This window comes from Vibrio algicola, assembly GCF_009601765.2.
Taxonomy (GTDB): Bacteria; Pseudomonadota; Gammaproteobacteria; order Enterobacterales; family Vibrionaceae; genus Vibrio; species Vibrio algicola.
In genome coordinates this window covers 1,806,992-1,823,144 of record NZ_CP045699.1, presented here as the reverse complement: position 1 = coordinate 1,823,144, position 16,153 = coordinate 1,806,992, and the positions used below count along the sequence as shown (strand labels likewise).

Genomic DNA, 16,153 nt, shown 5'->3' with positions numbered 1-16,153 from the left:
AGGTAAAAACAATGAGTGAACAAAAAAACGAAAAAATTGTTGTAGGTAAGCTTGGTTCTTCTTACGGCATTCGTGGTTGGCTTAAAGTTTTTTCCTATACCGACAACGGCGAAAGTATTTTTGATTATGCACCTTGGTTTATTAACCAAAAGGGAAAAATAGTCGAGCTTAACGTTGAAAGCTGGAAGCGTCATAACAGTGGTTATGTTTGCAAACTAGCGGGTGTCGATGTGCGTGAAGATGCACAACCGTATGCCAACGTTGAAATCCTAATTGACCCTGTTGTATTACCAGCCCTGTCAGAAGAAGAATTCTACTGGCGTGAATTGTTTGGCATGCAAGTTTACACCACTAAAGGTTACCACCTTGGTGAGGTCACAGACCTAATGGAAACGGGCTCAAACGATGTATTGGTAGTCAAAGCTAATCTTAAAGATGCCTTTGGCCAAAAGGAACGATTAATCCCGTACCTTGAAGAGCAAGTGATCAAAAATGTTGATCGCGAAGCTCAACGGATCGAAGTTGACTGGGATCCTGGATTCTAAATACCTAAGCAGAAGAAGCGAGTAACGCTATGTGGATTGGCATAATTAGCCTGTTTCCCGACATGTTCCGAGCAGTTTCTGACTTTGGTGTTACAGGTCAAGCGGTAAAAAAAGGTCTTTTATCATTAAATGTTTGGAATCCTCGCGATTTCACTCATGATAAACATCACACTGTTGATGACAGACCTTACGGTGGTGGTCCTGGCATGTTAATGATGGTTCAGCCTTTGCGCGATGCTATCGAAACCGCCAAACAAGCCTCACCGAAAAAGGCGAAAGTGATTTATCTCTCTCCTCAAGGTCGAAAACTCGATCAACAAGGAGTCGAAGAGTTGGCAACAAACGAGAATCTGATTTTTATTTGTGGCCGCTACGAAGGGGTAGATGAACGCATTATTCAATCTTATGTTGACGAAGAATGGTCAATTGGGGATTTTGTAATGACGGGCGGGGAAATCCCAGCCATGACGTTAATTGATTCAGTTTCTCGGTTTGTTCCGGGAGTATTGGGGGATTTTGCGTCGGCAGAAGAAGATTCTTTTGCCAATGGTTTGTTGGATTGCCCACACTATACACGTCCTGATGTATTAGATGGACAAGAGGTGCCTTTGGTACTGAAGTCGGGAAATCATGAGGAAATTCGTCGCTGGCGATTAAAACAATCGCTGGGCCGTACTTGGCTGAGAAGACCAGAGCTTCTGGAAAACCTAGCTCTGACTGACGAACAGGAACAATTGCTGGGGCAGTTCATTAAAGAGCAATCACTTGTCAAAGAGTGAAAGCCCACAAATGAAAGGCAAAGCAATAACCTATTATATTTAGTATCAGTTTAATCTAGGATATAGAAAAATGAGTAATATCATTAAAGCTCTTGAAGATGAGCAACTAAAACAAGACATCCCTGCATTCGCACCTGGTGATACAGTTGTGGTTCAGGTTAAAGTTAAAGAAGGCGACCGTGAGCGTCTACAAGCATTTGAAGGCGTAGTTATCGCTAAGCGTAACCGTGGTCTTCACTCTGCATTCACAGTTCGTAAAATCTCGAACGGTGAAGGTGTTGAGCGTGCTTTCCAAACTCACTCTCCAATTGTTAGTAGCATTGAAGTTAAACGTCGTGGTGCAGTACGTCGTGCCAAGTTGTACTACCTACGTGAGCGTTCTGGTAAGTCAGCTCGTATCAAAGAGAAGTTGACTAAAAAGTAACGCGCTTTGCGTTCTAATAAATAAAACGGGTCCCATCTGGGGCCCGTTTTTTTTTGCTTTTCATCTATTATCAAACAGGCTACATTGCCAACATACTTTAGATAAAGCTAATCAAGGGAGAGACACATCATGGTTCGTATTGCTATCGCAGGTGCCGCTGGTCGAATGGGACGTAACTTAGTTAAAGCCACTCATATTAACCCAGCCGCTCAAGTTGGTGCCGGATCGGAAAGAGCTGAGTCATCACTGATCGGGGTTGATATTGGCGAACTATGCGGTGAAAGTAAATTTGATGTGGTATTAGTGGACGGTCTTGCTAATGCGATTGAGCAGTTTGATGTGATTGTCGATTTTACCGCTCCAGTGAGCACACTTGCCAATATTGAGTTATGTAAACAACATGGCAAAAAGATAGTGATTGGCACTACAGGTTTCTCTGAGCAAGAAAAACAAATCATTGCTCAAGCCGCCCAACAGGTTGCGATCGTGATGGCACCAAACTACAGCGTTGGCGTTAATGTTATGTTCAAATTACTTGAGCAAGCCGCCAAAGTAATGGGGGATTATTGTGATATCGAAATTGTGGAAGCGCATCATCGCCACAAAGTAGATGCACCATCCGGCACCGCTTTAGGAATGGGCGAAGCAATTGCCGGCGCGATGGGCAATAATTTAAGTGATGTCGCGGTTTATGCGCGCGAAGGGATCACCGGAGAGCGTACAAAAGATGAGATCGGTTTTGCCACACTGCGCGCCGGAGATATTGTGGGTGAGCACACCGCCATGTTTGCTGATATTGGTGAGCGATTGGAGATCACCCATAAAGCCAGTGACCGTATGACCTTTGCCAATGGCGCGATTAAAGCCGCGGTTTGGTTAAATAAAAAGACGTCCGGTTTTTATAACATGCAAGATGTACTGGGATTAAGCGAATCGTAAGTCACTTTATTCGCTTATTGGTAACCAAAAAGCAAACGATTTGGTAAACGATTGCATAAAAAGTGAATTTTGAGCAAATATTCACTTTTTACACGTACCTTGCAGCAAATAAATGATGCCAGAACCTGAAATAATTGGTTTTGGCATTTTTATTTGGTGGGTTTATTGGGCTAATCTAGCTTGGTTTGGTGTTTATTATGCTGGCTTTGGGTTATTTTTGTTGTGTAACCTTTGTTTTCATTGCTAAATGCGCATTTTTTTCACCTAAACTGTCGATCAGATTGTTAGCAAGGTAGTCGAACACTGAATAAACAATAAGGCTTAGTAAGTGACTATAAAATGGCTAATAATGACAGTTAAATATGGAGTTTTACCGTGTTAGAAAAATTTAATCGCTAAACCGTCTCAAATAAGTACTTTCTTTTTTGGTTGATGTTGACAGCTTAGCTTCACATCTCTAGAATAGCGCCAATTTATCTAAATTCCTTAATTGGGGCATTTAGTAAGAAGAAAGCGAAAGCTTATGTATTTATTTTGAATATTTATTCTGGAGGTTGTCTTGAATAATTCAGCACTGTTAGTCCTAGAAGATGGGACAGTGTTCCGCGGTCAATCCATTGGAGCAGATGGTTCAGCCGTTGGCGAAGTTGTTTTTAATACCTCGATGACGGGGTATCAAGAAATTCTCACTGATCCTTCTTATTCGCAGCAAATTGTTACCCTTACTTACCCCCATATTGGCAACACCGGAACTAACTCAGAAGATGAAGAATCTTCAGCAATTCATGCTCAAGGCTTAGTTATCCGTGATCTTCCGCTAATGGCTTCCAACTTCCGCAGTGAACAAACTCTCTCTGATTATCTTAAATCTCAAAATATTGTCGGTATCGCTGATATTGATACGCGTAAATTAACGCGTATTCTACGTGAGAAAGGTGCTCAAAATGGTTGCATCGTATGTGCTAAAAACGGCAATTTTGATGAAGCTCTGGCACTGGCGAAAGCGAAAGAATTCCCAGGCCTTAAAGGTATGGACTTAGCCAAAGTGGTGTCAACCAAAGAAGCGTATTCTTGGAAACAAGGTTCTTGGACTCTAACCGGTGGTTTGCCTGAAGCAAAAGCCGATTCAGAATTGCCTTTCCATGTTGTGGCTTACGATTTTGGCGCAAAACGCAATATTCTGCGCATGTTAGTTGACCGTGGTTGTCGCTTAACTGTGGTACCCGCTGAAACTTCAGCTGAAGAGGTCTTAGCGTTAAATCCTGATGGTATCTTTTTATCAAATGGCCCTGGTGACCCTGAACCTTGTACTTACGCGATTGAAGCGACCAAGGTTTTCTTAGATAAAGGTTTACCTATCTTTGGTATTTGCTTGGGGCATCAAATCCTAGCATTAGCTTCTGGTGCGAAAACCATCAAAATGAAATTTGGTCATCATGGTGCAAACCACCCAGTAAAAGACATTGATCGAGATGTGGTGATGATCACTTCTCAAAACCATGGCTTTGCCGCTGATGAAGCTACTTTACCAGCCACTTTGCGCGCCACGCATAAATCATTATTTGATGGTTCGTTGCAAGGTATTCACCGCACGGACAAACCAGCGTTTAGCTTCCAAGGTCACCCAGAAGCAAGCCCAGGTCCACACGATGCGGCGCCGCTATTTAATCACTTCATCGATCTTATAAAATCACACAAGCAAGCTTAATTCGGAGTAGTAGCAATGCCAAAACGTACTGACATTAAAAGTGTTCTGATTTTAGGTGCTGGCCCAATCGTTATCGGCCAAGCCTGTGAATTTGATTACTCTGGCGCACAAGCTTGTAAAGCACTGCGTGAAGAAGGCTACCGAGTCATTCTGGTGAACTCGAACCCTGCCACTATTATGACCGACCCTGAAATGGCCGATGCAACTTATATCGAGCCAATTCACTGGGAAGTGGTTCGTAACATTATTGAAAAAGAGCGTCCAGATGCCGTTCTGCCTACCATGGGCGGACAAACGGCATTGAACTGTGCGCTTGATCTTGAAAAGCACGGCGTACTTGAAGAGTTCGGTGTGGAAATGATTGGCGCAACGGCCGATGCGATTGATAAAGCGGAAGACCGCTCTCGTTTTGATAAAGCGATGAAATTCATTGGTCTTGAATGTCCACGTGCCGATACGGCAAAAACCATGGAAGAAGCTTACAAAGTTCAAGAAATGGTTGGCTATCCGTGCATCATCCGTCCTTCATTTACTATGGGCGGAACGGGTGGTGGTATCGCCTACAATAAAGAAGAATTTGAAGAGATTTGTCGCCGTGGTTTAGACTTATCGCCAACCAATGAATTGCTGATCGATGAGTCTTTAATTGGTTGGAAAGAATACGAAATGGAAGTGGTACGCGATAAAGCAGACAACTGCATCATCGTTTGTACCATTGAAAACTTCGATGCGATGGGCATTCATACCGGTGACTCAATTACTGTCGCTCCGGCGCAAACGCTAACCGATAAAGAATTCCAATTAATGCGTAACGCGTCTTTAGCGGTGTTACGTGAAATTGGGGTTGAAACTGGTGGTTCTAACGTTCAGTTTGGTATTAACCCTGAAGATGGCCGCATGGTTATCATCGAAATGAACCCACGCGTATCTCGTTCTTCGGCATTAGCATCAAAAGCGACCGGTTTCCCGATTGCTAAAATCGCCGCCAAATTGGCGATTGGTTACACCCTTGATGAACTGATGAATGACATCACCGGCGGCGCGACTCCAGCTTCATTTGAACCTACCATCGATTACGTTGTGACTAAGATCCCTCGTTTCAACTTTGAGAAATTTGCTGGCTCTAATGACCGTCTAACCACTCAAATGAAGTCAGTGGGTGAAGTGATGGCGATTGGTCGTAACCAACAAGAATCACTGCAAAAAGCATTACGTGGCCTAGAAGTGGGTCGCAATGGTTTTGATGAAATGGTTGATTTAGATGCCCCTGATGCATTAACTAAAATCCGCCAAGAACTGAAAGAAGCTGGTTGTGACCGTATTTGGTACATCGCCGATGCTTTCCGTGCTGGTATGTCGGTTGACGGCGTATTCAACTTAACCAACGTTGATCGCTGGTTCTTAGTTCAAATTGAAGATTTAGTGCTACTTGAAAACAAAGTAAAAGCTGGTGGTTTTGCGGGTTTAAATGAAGATGTGCTACGCAACTTAAAACGCAAAGGTTTTGCCGATGCGCGTCTAGCGACAATTTTAGGTGTGGCTGAAAGTGAAATTCGTCGCGCTCGTGACCAATATGATATTCACCCAGTGTACAAGCGTGTTGATACTTGCGCGGCTGAATTCTCATCAGATACGGCTTACATGTACTCATCGTACGATGAAGAATGTGAAGCCAACCCAACCGATCGTGACAAGATCATGATTTTGGGTGGTGGTCCAAACCGTATTGGCCAAGGTATTGAATTTGATTACTGCTGTGTTCATGCGTCACTAGCATTACGTGAAGACGGTTACGAAACCATCATGGTGAACTGTAACCCTGAAACCGTATCAACCGATTACGATACTTCAGACCGTTTATACTTCGAACCCGTTACATTGGAAGATGTACTCGAAATCGTTCGCATTGAAAAGCCAAAAGGTGTGATTGTTCAATACGGTGGTCAAACACCACTTAAATTGGCTCGCGCTTTAGAAGCGGCTGGCGTGCCTGTGATTGGTACCAGTCCTGATGCGATTGACCGCGCCGAAGACCGTGAACGTTTCCAGACGGCTGTTGACCGTTTAGAGTTATTGCAACCACAAAACGCAACGGTAACAACCATGGAACAAGCGATTGAGAAGTCGCGTGAAATTGGTTATCCGTTAGTGGTTCGTCCATCTTATGTTCTAGGTGGCCGTGCGATGGAAATCGTTTATGATGAGCAAGACTTACGTCGCTACTTTAATGAAGCGGTGAGCGTATCGAATGAGTCTCCGGTTCTACTGGATTTGTTCTTAGATGATGCAGTAGAAGTGGATGTAGATGCCATTTGTGATGGTGAGCAAGTGGTCATTGCTGGCATCATGGAGCACATCGAGCAAGCGGGGGTTCACTCTGGTGACTCAGCCTGTTCTCTACCAGCTTATACTTTAAGCAAAGAAATTCAAGATGTGATGCGTGAGCAAGTTGAGAAACTGGCGTTCGAGCTTGGTGTTCGCGGCTTAATGAATACTCAGTTTGCGGTTAAAGACAACAAGGTGTACTTGATTGAAGTGAACCCACGTGCAGCCCGTACGGTTCCATTTGTGTCAAAAGCAACCGGCGCTCCAGTGGCGAAAATTGCCGCACGAGTGATGGCTGGGCAGTCTCTAGCAGCACAAGGCTTTACGAAAGAGATTATTCCACCGTACTTCTCAGTTAAAGAAGTGGTGCTACCGTTCAATAAATTCCCAGGTGTGGATCCGCTGTTAGGCCCAGAAATGCGCTCAACTGGTGAAGTGATGGGTGTTGGTAAAACCTTCGCTCAAGCGTTTGCTAAAGCCGAGCTTGGCATTGGTAATATTTACCCTGAAGGTGGTCGTGCGCTGCTTTCTGTGCGCGAAGAAGACAAAAAACGTGTGGTTGAAGTGGCTAAGCAGTTAATCGAACTTGGTTACCAACTTGATGCCACTCACGGTACCGCGGTTGTTCTAGGTGAAGCGGGCATTAACCCTCGCTTGGTGAATAAAGTGCATGAAGGTCGCCCTCATATTCTTGACCGTATTAAGAATAATGAATACACCTACATCATTAACACTGCAGCAGGTCGTCAAGCAATTGAAGATTCTAAAGTTCTACGCCGTGGCGCACTGCAAGAAAAAGTGAATTACACCACCACTTTGAACGCCGCATTTGCCACTTGTATGGCGCACAGTGAAGATAACCGCAAAACAGTGACTTCATTACAAGAGTTGCATCAGCAAGTGAGTGAATCACTAGCGTAATGATCTAAACTCCCATAATAAAAGGCTACCGAGTGATAAATTCGGTAGCCTTTTTTGCGTCCGCAGATCATTAATTTTCTAATCAATATTATTCATTATGAAAAGACGTTTAAACCATCCATGGGCACTTGGAAAAGGTCGTCAATGGCCTTTTATACTTTTCGCTGCATCCAATTTTTATCGGTCATAAAGTTACTGGAGTGGGATAATTAATTACCTTGCACTTGCTCAATCATGCCTTGGTAGAACGAACGCTCAAATGTTGTGAGTGGCGGCGTCCCTTTTTGCTCTGGATCTGGGTAATAATCGGTTACCAGTTGCACAAAGGTGGTACTCGGTTTACCGTTTTTATCCAGAACAAATCCAGCCATATTATGGGTGGCAAATAACGACCCACTTTTGGCGATGATATTGCCTTTGACCGGATCTTTACGCATGCTCTGGCGGTATTGCAAGGTGCCATTAATACCCGAGGTCGGCATTAATGAAATAATATTTAACTCGTTATCATGAGCTTTAATGTAATTCAGTACCGCCAGAAGCTGAGTTGGCGTAACACGATTATTACGTGATAAGCCCGAACCATCTTCTAATATTGCGCCAGTTAAATCGATATTGGCTTGCTGTTTTAAGATCCGTTTGATCGCTTCGGTACCATTTCTAAATGAACCTGCTTGCTTGAAATAATGCGCGCCAATCGCTTTGGATAAATTATTGGCGTACAAGTTATCTGAGCGTTTAAGCATGTGAGCTAACAACACTGGTAGAGGTTTAGATTGATGCTCGGCAAGGATATCACCGCTTGCTTGAGGCTCGGTAGCCAGCTTAATTTTGCCATTAAAACCAATGTTATTTTTAACCAATAATTGCTTTAACACTGCCGCACTATATCGAAATGGATTTTGAACGGCGAAATTAAGCGGTAGCGGTTTGTCTTGCTTGGCTAAACAACCGGAAAGTTGGTATTGATTATTAATGTTGGCAGATAAATCGAGATCGCAATATTGCTCTTTTTGCTGTTCAGATGTGACCGCTTTTGCCACTGTGGTGACTGATACTGGTTGGTGTTTGGGTGTGAACACACGGGTTGAGCCATCGGCATTGGTATAAATTGACGCCATCACACAGTTACCATTTAAGGTGATCGCACTTGATACGGTGCTGTAACACACTCCCAATATATCCCATGGCCAGCCAACCCCTTTCTCGTAGCCAGTAAACGTGCTTTGGTCGAGAATAATATCGCCCTTAATACTGGTGATTTTACTGTCTTGTAATAGTGAGCTGAGATCTTGGCTAGTAAAACTAGGATCACCGTTAAAACGCACGATAATATCGTCATTGTGACGCGCCAGTGTGGTTTTAAAGGTAAAGTCATCACCCAGTTCGAACTTGGCCGCTAAGGTGGTGACAAGCTTTAAGGTGCTGGCGGGTGGGAATAACTGTTCAGCTTTGCTGCTGGTGGTTTTTCCTTGGCTCGGCTGAACTATAATGCCAATTTGAGTGCCTGCGGGTAGGGCTTTTTGACTGGGAAGTGTTTGGCTAAAACTGGCCACGGAAAGTAAAAGGCTACTGAAGGCGAGAGTGGATAACAGTGTGGTGTGGCGCATAACGACATCCTTTAAGTACACAGAGCAGCGGGTAAAACAACAACAGCCAGTATAAACAAAAACACCGACTGATATCAGTAGGTGTTTGAAATATTAATAAAATTCTAAATCAATATTGTTTATTTTGAAAAGACGTTTGAGCCATCCGTGGGCACTTGAAAAAGAACATCCTTATTCCTTTGACACTTTTCGTTATCAACAATATGGATAGAAAGCTTGTAGTTCGAATTGGAATTAAAAATCGTAACGCATGCCTAGTGCGATATCATCTTCCGCTTCCACGTAGCTAACCCCATGTCCCGAGCTTAATAAATTGAAATTATAAGAGGCATAAGCACGAAAATTAGGCACGAAATAATAACTGACATCAAAGGCCAGATCGCTGACATCGCCAGCATGGGAGCCAATACCGCTATCATCGGTGTCCATATCTAAATTATTGTATGTGGCAGTGAAGACGGTTTTTCCTAAGGTGTAGGAGGTAGCAAATTCATAACCTAAACTGTCGTATGCGTCGAGCGTCGCCGGATAGAGTAAGGTAGAGAGATATTTATCGCCTTTAACTACGTTAGTGGCAATGTACCAATCATTTAAGGTGTATGACGCAGTTAACATGGCTTCATTTTCATCGGCTTGATCGGCGTAACCTGCGCCCAACATAACGCCGGTATCACCAAGGGTATAGGTAACTGAGACCGAATAACCATCTTGGTCATTGTCGATCATTTTATTATCTTCAGGATTGAGCTTATTTTCTTGCACGCTGCTATCGGCAAAGCGGTAAGAGGCTTTTAAAATATAGTGATCATATTGACCTTGGTAAGTCAGCATGTTGTCGGTGCGGTCGGCGACCGAAATCTTATAAGCAGCATTATTGCCGTGATAGGCCATGATGTCGGTAAAATCGGTTAAGATCCCCAATGCGCCATCATTCTCTCCATAAGTCACTTCACCAAAGTTACCGCCTAATCCAGCGTAGGCGTAGCGGGTATTGAACGTTCCACCACCGTCATCGTTGCTGATATCAGTGCCACCATTTTGACTGGTTTGAAATTCACCTTCCCAATCTCCGATTGCATACATGCTGCTATTGATCATGGTTTTACCCATAAAGTTCATACGAATACGGGTTTGATCATCAACCTTACCATCGATGATTTGCATGCGAGCTTCGGCGCGACCGGTTAATGACACACTGGCAGCATCGGTTTTATATATATCGGCCGCAGAAGTCAGCAAGGGGATAGAGGTAAGTAAACCGCCGATTATTGTCAATAAGGTAGATGTTAATTTCATGAAATTCCGTTTCAAGTGTTGTTTTTACAAGTATGATTTTTATAAGTTAATCATAGCGGTTATGGAGTAAGAAGTAATGGTGCAGGTTAATATTGTTGGGCGCAAGGCATAAAAAAACGCCCACTGAAAATCAGTAGGCGTTCAATTTATTAATCTAAGATCTCAATAAGAGCGTTAGATTAGAATGCGTAACGGAAACCAACTTGGAATTGATCATCAGTTTGTGAGCTTGTTGCAGCATCACTGTCTGATAATAAGTTGAAGTTGTATGCACCGTATACTGTTGCATTACCGAAGTAACGAGCGTACTCAATCGCAACATTGTTTAGGTTAAGAGCATCAAATGAATCTTCGTCAGCATTGTAGTAGTTGTATGTCATGTTTACGTTGTTATCACCAAAGGTGTATCCAGCGTAAGCATCGGCAGCATTGAAATCAGATTCGTAGTTAGAACCGTTTTGAGTCGAAACAGTACCGCCTTCATAGGTGGCTGCTAAGTACAAACCGTTGTTTGAGTACTTAAGTGCTGCAGTGTAAGTGTTGTTGTCACCAGTACCAATTCGGTCATCGCCAGTAGAGTTAGCGTCAGATGATGCGTAACCAAGACCTGCTTCTAATGAGTCAGTAAATGCGTAAGAAGCAATGATACCGTAGCCTTCTGCATTTTGAGTGACTGGCGTGCCATCTGAATCAGAATCGGCCTGTACACTAGCTTGAATGGTTAGTTTGTCAGCGTTGAAAGCATAACGTAAAACGTTATTGGCACGGTCAGAAGTCGCTACATTGTATTCATTGATGCTACCAGAGAACACTTCAGCCATATCGGTAAAGTTAGTTAGGTAAGTAAATGCGTTATCTTGGTGACCGTAAGTTAACGTACCGTAAGTTTGCGATTGCACACCAGCATATAAGTAACGAGTGTTGATTTGTGCATCATCAGCAATAGGGTCTGAGTTTTCAGTTACTTCAAATTCAGTAAAACCAATAAAAGAAACATCTTCATTTAGTTTTTGTTCACCGCCAATATTTAGACGAACACGTGATGCATCTTTATATTTATTATCGTCAGCATCTGATTTGTTTGCATCAGAAAAGTTTGCACGAACTTCAACGCGTCCACCCATGCTTAGAGTTGAAGTGTCGTCTTTATAAATAGTTGCTGCTGATGCGACTGAAGATACTGCTGCAGCGGCCACTGCTAAAGCAATTAGTGTCTTTTTCATTTGAATAATCCTAAGTGTTTTTCCATAAATTAAAGGAGCGCTCTGACTGGCTGCACTCTTTCCATTATTGTGCGTATAAATAATGCACGATAACCGCTATGTTTTAGCGTAGTGTATAAGCACCGAGATGCTTTACTAGTACGTTTTTACTCTGAAAGCGCACTGAACGGATAGTCAAAAATTATAAAACTTAGTAAAAGATAGACATTGCTAACTAGGTTTATTGAATATTATGTGTCTAATACTTTGTTTCTATAGGGTATTTAAAAAGTTCCGTTGAGAATGGATCTGGAGGTGTGTTTTAGTTTTTTTTATCTTTCTAATGGTTGAGGTTTGTTTTTTCTGTGCTGTTTTTAATCGCTCCGTTTTGATTTAGTGTTAACTGAACAGCAGTTAAACCACAAAGCAATGCTCGAATGTGAGTTTTCGCGTGACCTTGCTAATAACTTTAACTACACTGTGAAAACTTAATATCAAATTAACCACTACCTACTCAGCAACTTCGTTGAGTGGGGTTTTATTGTCTAAGCTATTTAGTCTCCAAACTATCTAGTTTCCAAGCTTTAGCGATGGAGTGAGATATATCATGGAAAAAGTGCCAATGACTGCGAGCGGTGAACAAGCTCTGAAAGTCGAATTAGAATTATTACTAAAACGTCGCCCTCTTATTTCACAAGCAATTGCAGAAGCGCGCGAATTAGGTGACTTAAAAGAAAATGCTGAATATCATGCCGCGCGTGAAGAGCAAGGTATTTGTGAAGCGCAGATCCGCGACATCGAATACAAACTGTCGGTTGCACAAGTGATTGATGTCAGCAAAATGGATAACACAGGCAAAGTGATCTTTGGGACCACTGTGACGTTATTGGATATGGACACGGATAAAGAAGTGAAATATCAAATCGTCGGTGATGATGAAGCGAACATTAAACTGGGTAAAATTTCAGTCAGTTCACCGATTGCCCGTGGTTTAATCGGTAAGATGGATGGCGATGAAGTTGTGATCTCAACCCCCGGTGGTGATAAAGATCTTGAAATTATTGCAGTCGATTACATTTAATTTTTTTATTAGTGTAAATATCTGTAAAAGAATCAAATAAAAAAGGCCACATCAACTGTGGCCTTTTTTGTTCCTTTTTATCTGAATATCCGTTACTTACGTGGAATCTCGATTTTACGTTGTTCAGATTGACGGAATAAAACCAGTACTTTACCGATAGTTTGTACTTTTTCTGCTTTTGTTTCTCGAACAATCGCGTCTATAATCAATTGCTTAGTTTCTCTGTCTTCAGAGGCTACTTTGATTTTGATTAGCTCATGATGGTTAAGAGCAAGTTCAATTTCTGCAAGAACAGCTTCAGTTAATCCATTTGCGCCCATTAGCACTACAGGTTTTAAACTGTGAGCTAGTCCTTTTAAGTGCTGCTTTTGTTTGGTGCTTAGATTCATTGTTCGGCCATTTTTTGTTGTGTTAGGGTTGAAAAGTTCTATTTTAACGCCATCTATTCGGGAAGACTATCTATTCTGAATAGTTTCTGTCGATATCGCGTTCTTTTTACCGATTAATAGAAGCCGTTTGTTAAGTATTAGGGTTAAAATGAGTAAGAAAAAAGTGTCCGCAAGCTCGGGCCGTTGGTTGCAAGAGCACTTTGGTGATAAATATGTCGCTGAAGCGCAGAAAAAAGGTTACCGCTCGCGAGCTATCTTTAAAATTGAAGAGATTCAAGATAAAGATAAATTAATCAAACCGGGAATGACGGTGGTCGATTTAGGCGCAGCGCCTGGTGGTTGGTCACAATATGCGGTTGGTGTTGTGGGGGATTCAGGCCAAGTCATAGCTTGTGACATTTTATCTATGGATTCAATTGCTGGGGTCAGTTTCTTGCAGGGTGACTTCCGTGAAGATGCTGTACTAGAAGCGTTATTAGAGCGTATTCAACCTGATATGGTCGATGTGGTGATGTCTGATATGGCGCCCAATATGAGCGGAAATCAGGCGGTAGACCAGCCACGAGCGATGTATTTGGTCGAATTGGCATTGGATATGTGTCGACAAGTTCTAGCTCCTGATGGTAGCTTTGTCGTTAAGGTATTCCAAGGCGAAGGCTTTGATCAGTACGTTAAAGATGTAAGAGACATGTTTAAAAACGTAAAAATAAGAAAACCAGATTCTTCGCGTGCTCGTTCTCGTGAGGTATACATTGTGGCTACAGGCTATAAACTGTAGTACTCTATTTTTTTCAAATTAGTGAACCGAGAGGCTGACACCTTGAGTGACATGGCAAAAAATTTAATTTTATGGCTAGTAATCGCCGTAGTTTTGATGTCAGTTTTCCAGAGCTTTGGGCCTGGGGACAGTAACGGAAAAGCAATTGATTACACATCCTTTGTAAAAGACGTTGGTCAAGGCCAAGTCCGAGAAGCAAAGTTCAAGGATCAAGAAATTACCTTTGTCCGTACTGATAACTCTCGTAATGTGACGTACATGCCTGTGTACGATAACAAACTTCTTGATGATCTGATCAATGAGAACGTGAAAGTGACTGGTACGCCACCTGAGCAGCAAAGTCTGCTGAGTACTATCTTCATTTCTTGGTTCCCAATGATCTTACTGATTGGGGTGTGGATCTTCTTCATGCGCCAAATGCAAGGTGGCGGCGGCGGTGGTAAAGGCGCAATGTCATTTGGTAAGAGCAAAGCCCGCATGATGGGCGAAGACCAAATTAAAACAACCTTTGCTGATGTTGCCGGTTGTGACGAAGCAAAAGAAGACGTTAAAGAATTGGTGGATTACCTACGTGATCCAAGCCGTTTTCAAAAACTCGGTGGTAAGATCCCAACCGGTGTTTTGTTAGTCGGGCCTCCAGGTACCGGTAAAACATTGCTGGCGAAAGCCATTGCAGGTGAAGCAAAAGTACCATTCTTTACTATTTCGGGTTCTGACTTCGTTGAAATGTTTGTCGGTGTCGGTGCATCTCGTGTGCGTGACATGTTCGAGCAAGCAAAGAAAGCTTCACCATGTATTATCTTTATCGATGAAATCGATGCAGTCGGTCGTCAACGTGGCGCAGGTGTTGGTGGTGGTCACGATGAACGTGAGCAAACACTAAACCAAATGCTAGTTGAGATGGATGGCTTTGAAGGTAATGAAGGCGTGATCGTGATCGCAGCGACTAACCGTCCTGACGTACTGGATGCAGCCTTGTTGCGTCCTGGTCGTTTTGACCGTCAAGTTGTGGTTGGATTACCTGATGTTCGTGGTCGTGAGCAAATCTTAAAAGTTCACATGCGTAAAGTCCCTCTAGGTGACGGCATTGAACCTTCGTTGATTGCCCGTGGTACGCCAGGTTTCTCTGGTGCTGATTTGGCTAACTTAGTCAACGAAGCTGCATTATTTGCAGCCCGTGGTAATAAACGTAATGTGTCTATGGTCGAGTTTGAATTGGCTAAAGATAAGATCATGATGGGTGCAGAGCGCCGTTCAATGGTGTTAACCGAAGATACAAAAGCTTCAACTGCTTACCATGAAGCTGGACACGCGATTGTCGGACGTTTAGTCCCAGAACATGATCCGGTTTATAAAGTATCGATCATTCCACGTGGACGTGCGTTGGGTGTGACCATGTATCTACCAGAACAAGATCGCGTCAGCATGAATCGCCAGCACTTAGAGTCTATGATCTCTAGCTTATATGGCGGTCGTCTGGCTGAAGAACTGATTTATGGTGAAGATAAAGTCTCGACTGGCGCATCAAACGATATTGAACGTGCCACCGATATTGCCCGTAAAATGGTGACCCAATGGGGTTTCTCGGACAAACTTGGTCCACTTCTGTACGCAGAAGAAGAAGGTGAAGTCTTTATGGGACGCGGTATGTCTCAAGCCAAGCAAGTTTCTGATGAAACCGTACGTTTGATTGACCAAGAAATTAGAACCTTGATTGACCGTAACTACGACCGAGCTAAGCAGATCTTGGAAGATAATATGGATATCATGCATGCAATGAAAGATGCATTGATGAAATATGAAACCATTGATGCTGGTCAAATTGATGATTTGATGAATCGTAGCGAAACCATCCGTGCACCACAAGGATGGGGCGATGAGAGTCCTAAAGCAACAGCGGATAAACCATCAACCGCTAAACCTGATGTCGATAAACAAGAGGCCGCGACACAACAAGACGCGAAATCTTCAGACGAGTCAGATTCGGTAAAAGCAGAAGACGCAGAGGATGCCAATGAGGCTTCTGATGCAGACCAGCCAGAGTCAAAAGATAAAGACTCTTAAGTTAATGCTTAACCCATTAAAGCCCTGATACTGTCAGGGCTTTTTTCGATTTATACTCACGACAATAATCCTTTCCGTTTTTATAAAATGAA

The 16,153-nt window shown here is 42.9% G+C and carries 13 protein-coding genes; 9 read left to right on the top strand and 4 right to left on the bottom strand.

Features of this window, described 5'->3' with window-relative positions:
- Window positions 1-11 precede the first annotated feature (11 nt).
- The 6 genes from rimM (at window position 12) to carB (ending at window position 7,641) form a co-directional block, all read left to right on the top strand.
- Window positions 12-545 (top strand): ribosome maturation factor RimM, encoded by a 534-nt coding sequence (gene rimM / locus GFB47_RS08340; protein ID WP_153447572.1) that lies wholly within the window; start codon window positions 12-14, stop codon window positions 543-545.
- Window positions 546-574: 29 nt separating this feature from the next.
- Window positions 575-1,324, top strand: a complete 750-nt coding sequence (gene trmD, locus GFB47_RS08335) for a tRNA (guanosine(37)-N1)-methyltransferase TrmD (RefSeq protein WP_153447571.1) — start codon at window positions 575-577, stop codon at window positions 1,322-1,324.
- A 70-nt stretch (window positions 1,325-1,394) separates the two neighbouring features.
- Window positions 1,395-1,748 (top strand): 50S ribosomal protein L19, encoded by a 354-nt coding sequence (gene rplS, locus GFB47_RS08330; RefSeq protein WP_153447570.1) that lies wholly within the window; start codon window positions 1,395-1,397, stop codon window positions 1,746-1,748.
- A gap of 129 nt (window positions 1,749-1,877) precedes the next feature.
- A complete protein-coding gene (gene dapB, locus GFB47_RS08325; protein WP_153447569.1) occupies window positions 1,878-2,687 on the top strand; it encodes a 4-hydroxy-tetrahydrodipicolinate reductase in 810 nt (269 codons plus the stop codon).
- A 559-nt stretch (window positions 2,688-3,246) separates the two neighbouring features.
- The gene (gene carA / locus GFB47_RS08320; protein ID WP_153447568.1) at window positions 3,247-4,395 is read left to right on the top strand and encodes a glutamine-hydrolyzing carbamoyl-phosphate synthase small subunit; all 1,149 of its coding nucleotides are present in this window, start codon (window positions 3,247-3,249) and stop codon (window positions 4,393-4,395) included.
- A gap of 15 nt (window positions 4,396-4,410) precedes the next feature.
- The gene (gene carB / locus GFB47_RS08315) at window positions 4,411-7,641 is read left to right on the top strand and encodes a carbamoyl-phosphate synthase large subunit (RefSeq protein WP_153447567.1); all 3,231 of its coding nucleotides are present in this window, start codon (window positions 4,411-4,413) and stop codon (window positions 7,639-7,641) included.
- 209 nt (window positions 7,642-7,850) lie between these two features.
- On the opposite strand, the gene dacB is transcribed toward carB, so the two are convergent.
- The 3 genes from dacB to GFB47_RS08300 all read right to left on the bottom strand — a co-directional run bounded on the left by dacB (window position 7,851) and on the right by GFB47_RS08300 (window position 11,770).
- Window positions 7,851-9,251, bottom strand: coding sequence for a serine-type D-Ala-D-Ala carboxypeptidase (gene dacB, locus GFB47_RS08310; protein ID WP_178306466.1), 1,401 nt, complete (start codon window positions 9,249-9,251; stop codon window positions 7,851-7,853).
- A 234-nt stretch (window positions 9,252-9,485) separates the two neighbouring features.
- Window positions 9,486-10,547, bottom strand: coding sequence for a porin (locus GFB47_RS08305; protein WP_153447566.1), 1,062 nt, complete (start codon window positions 10,545-10,547; stop codon window positions 9,486-9,488).
- Window positions 10,548-10,726: 179 nt separating this feature from the next.
- Window positions 10,727-11,770 carry a porin gene (locus GFB47_RS08300; RefSeq protein WP_153447565.1) on the bottom strand — a complete coding sequence of 348 codons (1,044 nt, stop codon included), beginning with the start codon at window positions 11,768-11,770 and terminating at the stop codon, window positions 10,727-10,729.
- Window positions 11,771-12,356: 586 nt separating this feature from the next.
- Between GFB47_RS08300 and greA the strand changes: the two genes are divergently transcribed.
- On the top strand, window positions 12,357-12,830 hold the full coding sequence (greA, locus tag GFB47_RS08295; protein ID WP_153447564.1) for a transcription elongation factor GreA: 474 nt from the start codon (window positions 12,357-12,359) through the stop codon (window positions 12,828-12,830).
- Window positions 12,831-12,922: 92 nt separating this feature from the next.
- Here greA and yhbY read toward each other — a convergent pair whose 3' ends face one another.
- Window positions 12,923-13,219 carry a ribosome assembly RNA-binding protein YhbY gene (gene yhbY, locus GFB47_RS08290; RefSeq protein WP_153447563.1) on the bottom strand — a complete coding sequence of 99 codons (297 nt, stop codon included), beginning with the start codon at window positions 13,217-13,219 and terminating at the stop codon, window positions 12,923-12,925.
- A gap of 148 nt (window positions 13,220-13,367) precedes the next feature.
- Between yhbY and rlmE the strand changes: the two genes are divergently transcribed.
- Window positions 13,368-13,997, top strand: coding sequence for a 23S rRNA (uridine(2552)-2'-O)-methyltransferase RlmE (rlmE, locus tag GFB47_RS08285; protein ID WP_153447562.1), 630 nt, complete (start codon window positions 13,368-13,370; stop codon window positions 13,995-13,997).
- 51 nt (window positions 13,998-14,048) lie between these two features.
- Window positions 14,049-16,061 carry an ATP-dependent zinc metalloprotease FtsH gene (gene ftsH, locus GFB47_RS08280; protein WP_218619081.1) on the top strand — a complete coding sequence of 671 codons (2,013 nt, stop codon included), beginning with the start codon at window positions 14,049-14,051 and terminating at the stop codon, window positions 16,059-16,061.
- Window positions 16,062-16,153: the final 92 nt, after the last annotated feature.

What these genes read in the sequence shown, in the direction of transcription:
- rimM (WP_153447572.1), top strand. Translation starts at nt 12, where the DNA reads ATGAGTGAACAAAAAAACGAAAAAATTGTTGTAGGTAAGCTTGGTTCT.
- trmD (WP_153447571.1), top strand. Translation starts at nt 575, where the DNA reads ATGTGGATTGGCATAATTAGCCTGTTTCCCGACATGTTCCGAGCAGTT.
- rplS (WP_153447570.1), top strand. Translation starts at nt 1,395, where the DNA reads ATGAGTAATATCATTAAAGCTCTTGAAGATGAGCAACTAAAACAAGAC.
- dapB (WP_153447569.1), top strand. Translation starts at nt 1,878, where the DNA reads ATGGTTCGTATTGCTATCGCAGGTGCCGCTGGTCGAATGGGACGTAAC.
- carB (WP_153447567.1), top strand. Translation starts at nt 4,411, where the DNA reads ATGCCAAAACGTACTGACATTAAAAGTGTTCTGATTTTAGGTGCTGGC.
- dacB (WP_178306466.1), bottom strand. Translation starts at nt 9,251, where the DNA reads ATGCGCCACACCACACTGTTATCCACTCTCGCCTTCAGTAGCCTTTTA.
- GFB47_RS08305 (WP_153447566.1), bottom strand. Translation starts at nt 10,547, where the DNA reads ATGAAATTAACATCTACCTTATTGACAATAATCGGCGGTTTACTTACC.
- GFB47_RS08300 (WP_153447565.1), bottom strand. Translation starts at nt 11,770, where the DNA reads ATGAAAAAGACACTAATTGCTTTAGCAGTGGCCGCTGCAGCAGTATCT.
- greA (WP_153447564.1), top strand. Translation starts at nt 12,357, where the DNA reads ATGGAAAAAGTGCCAATGACTGCGAGCGGTGAACAAGCTCTGAAAGTC.
- yhbY (WP_153447563.1), bottom strand. Translation starts at nt 13,219, where the DNA reads ATGAATCTAAGCACCAAACAAAAGCAGCACTTAAAAGGACTAGCTCAC.
- rlmE (WP_153447562.1), top strand. Translation starts at nt 13,368, where the DNA reads ATGAGTAAGAAAAAAGTGTCCGCAAGCTCGGGCCGTTGGTTGCAAGAG.
- ftsH (WP_218619081.1), top strand. Translation starts at nt 14,049, where the DNA reads ATGGCAAAAAATTTAATTTTATGGCTAGTAATCGCCGTAGTTTTGATG.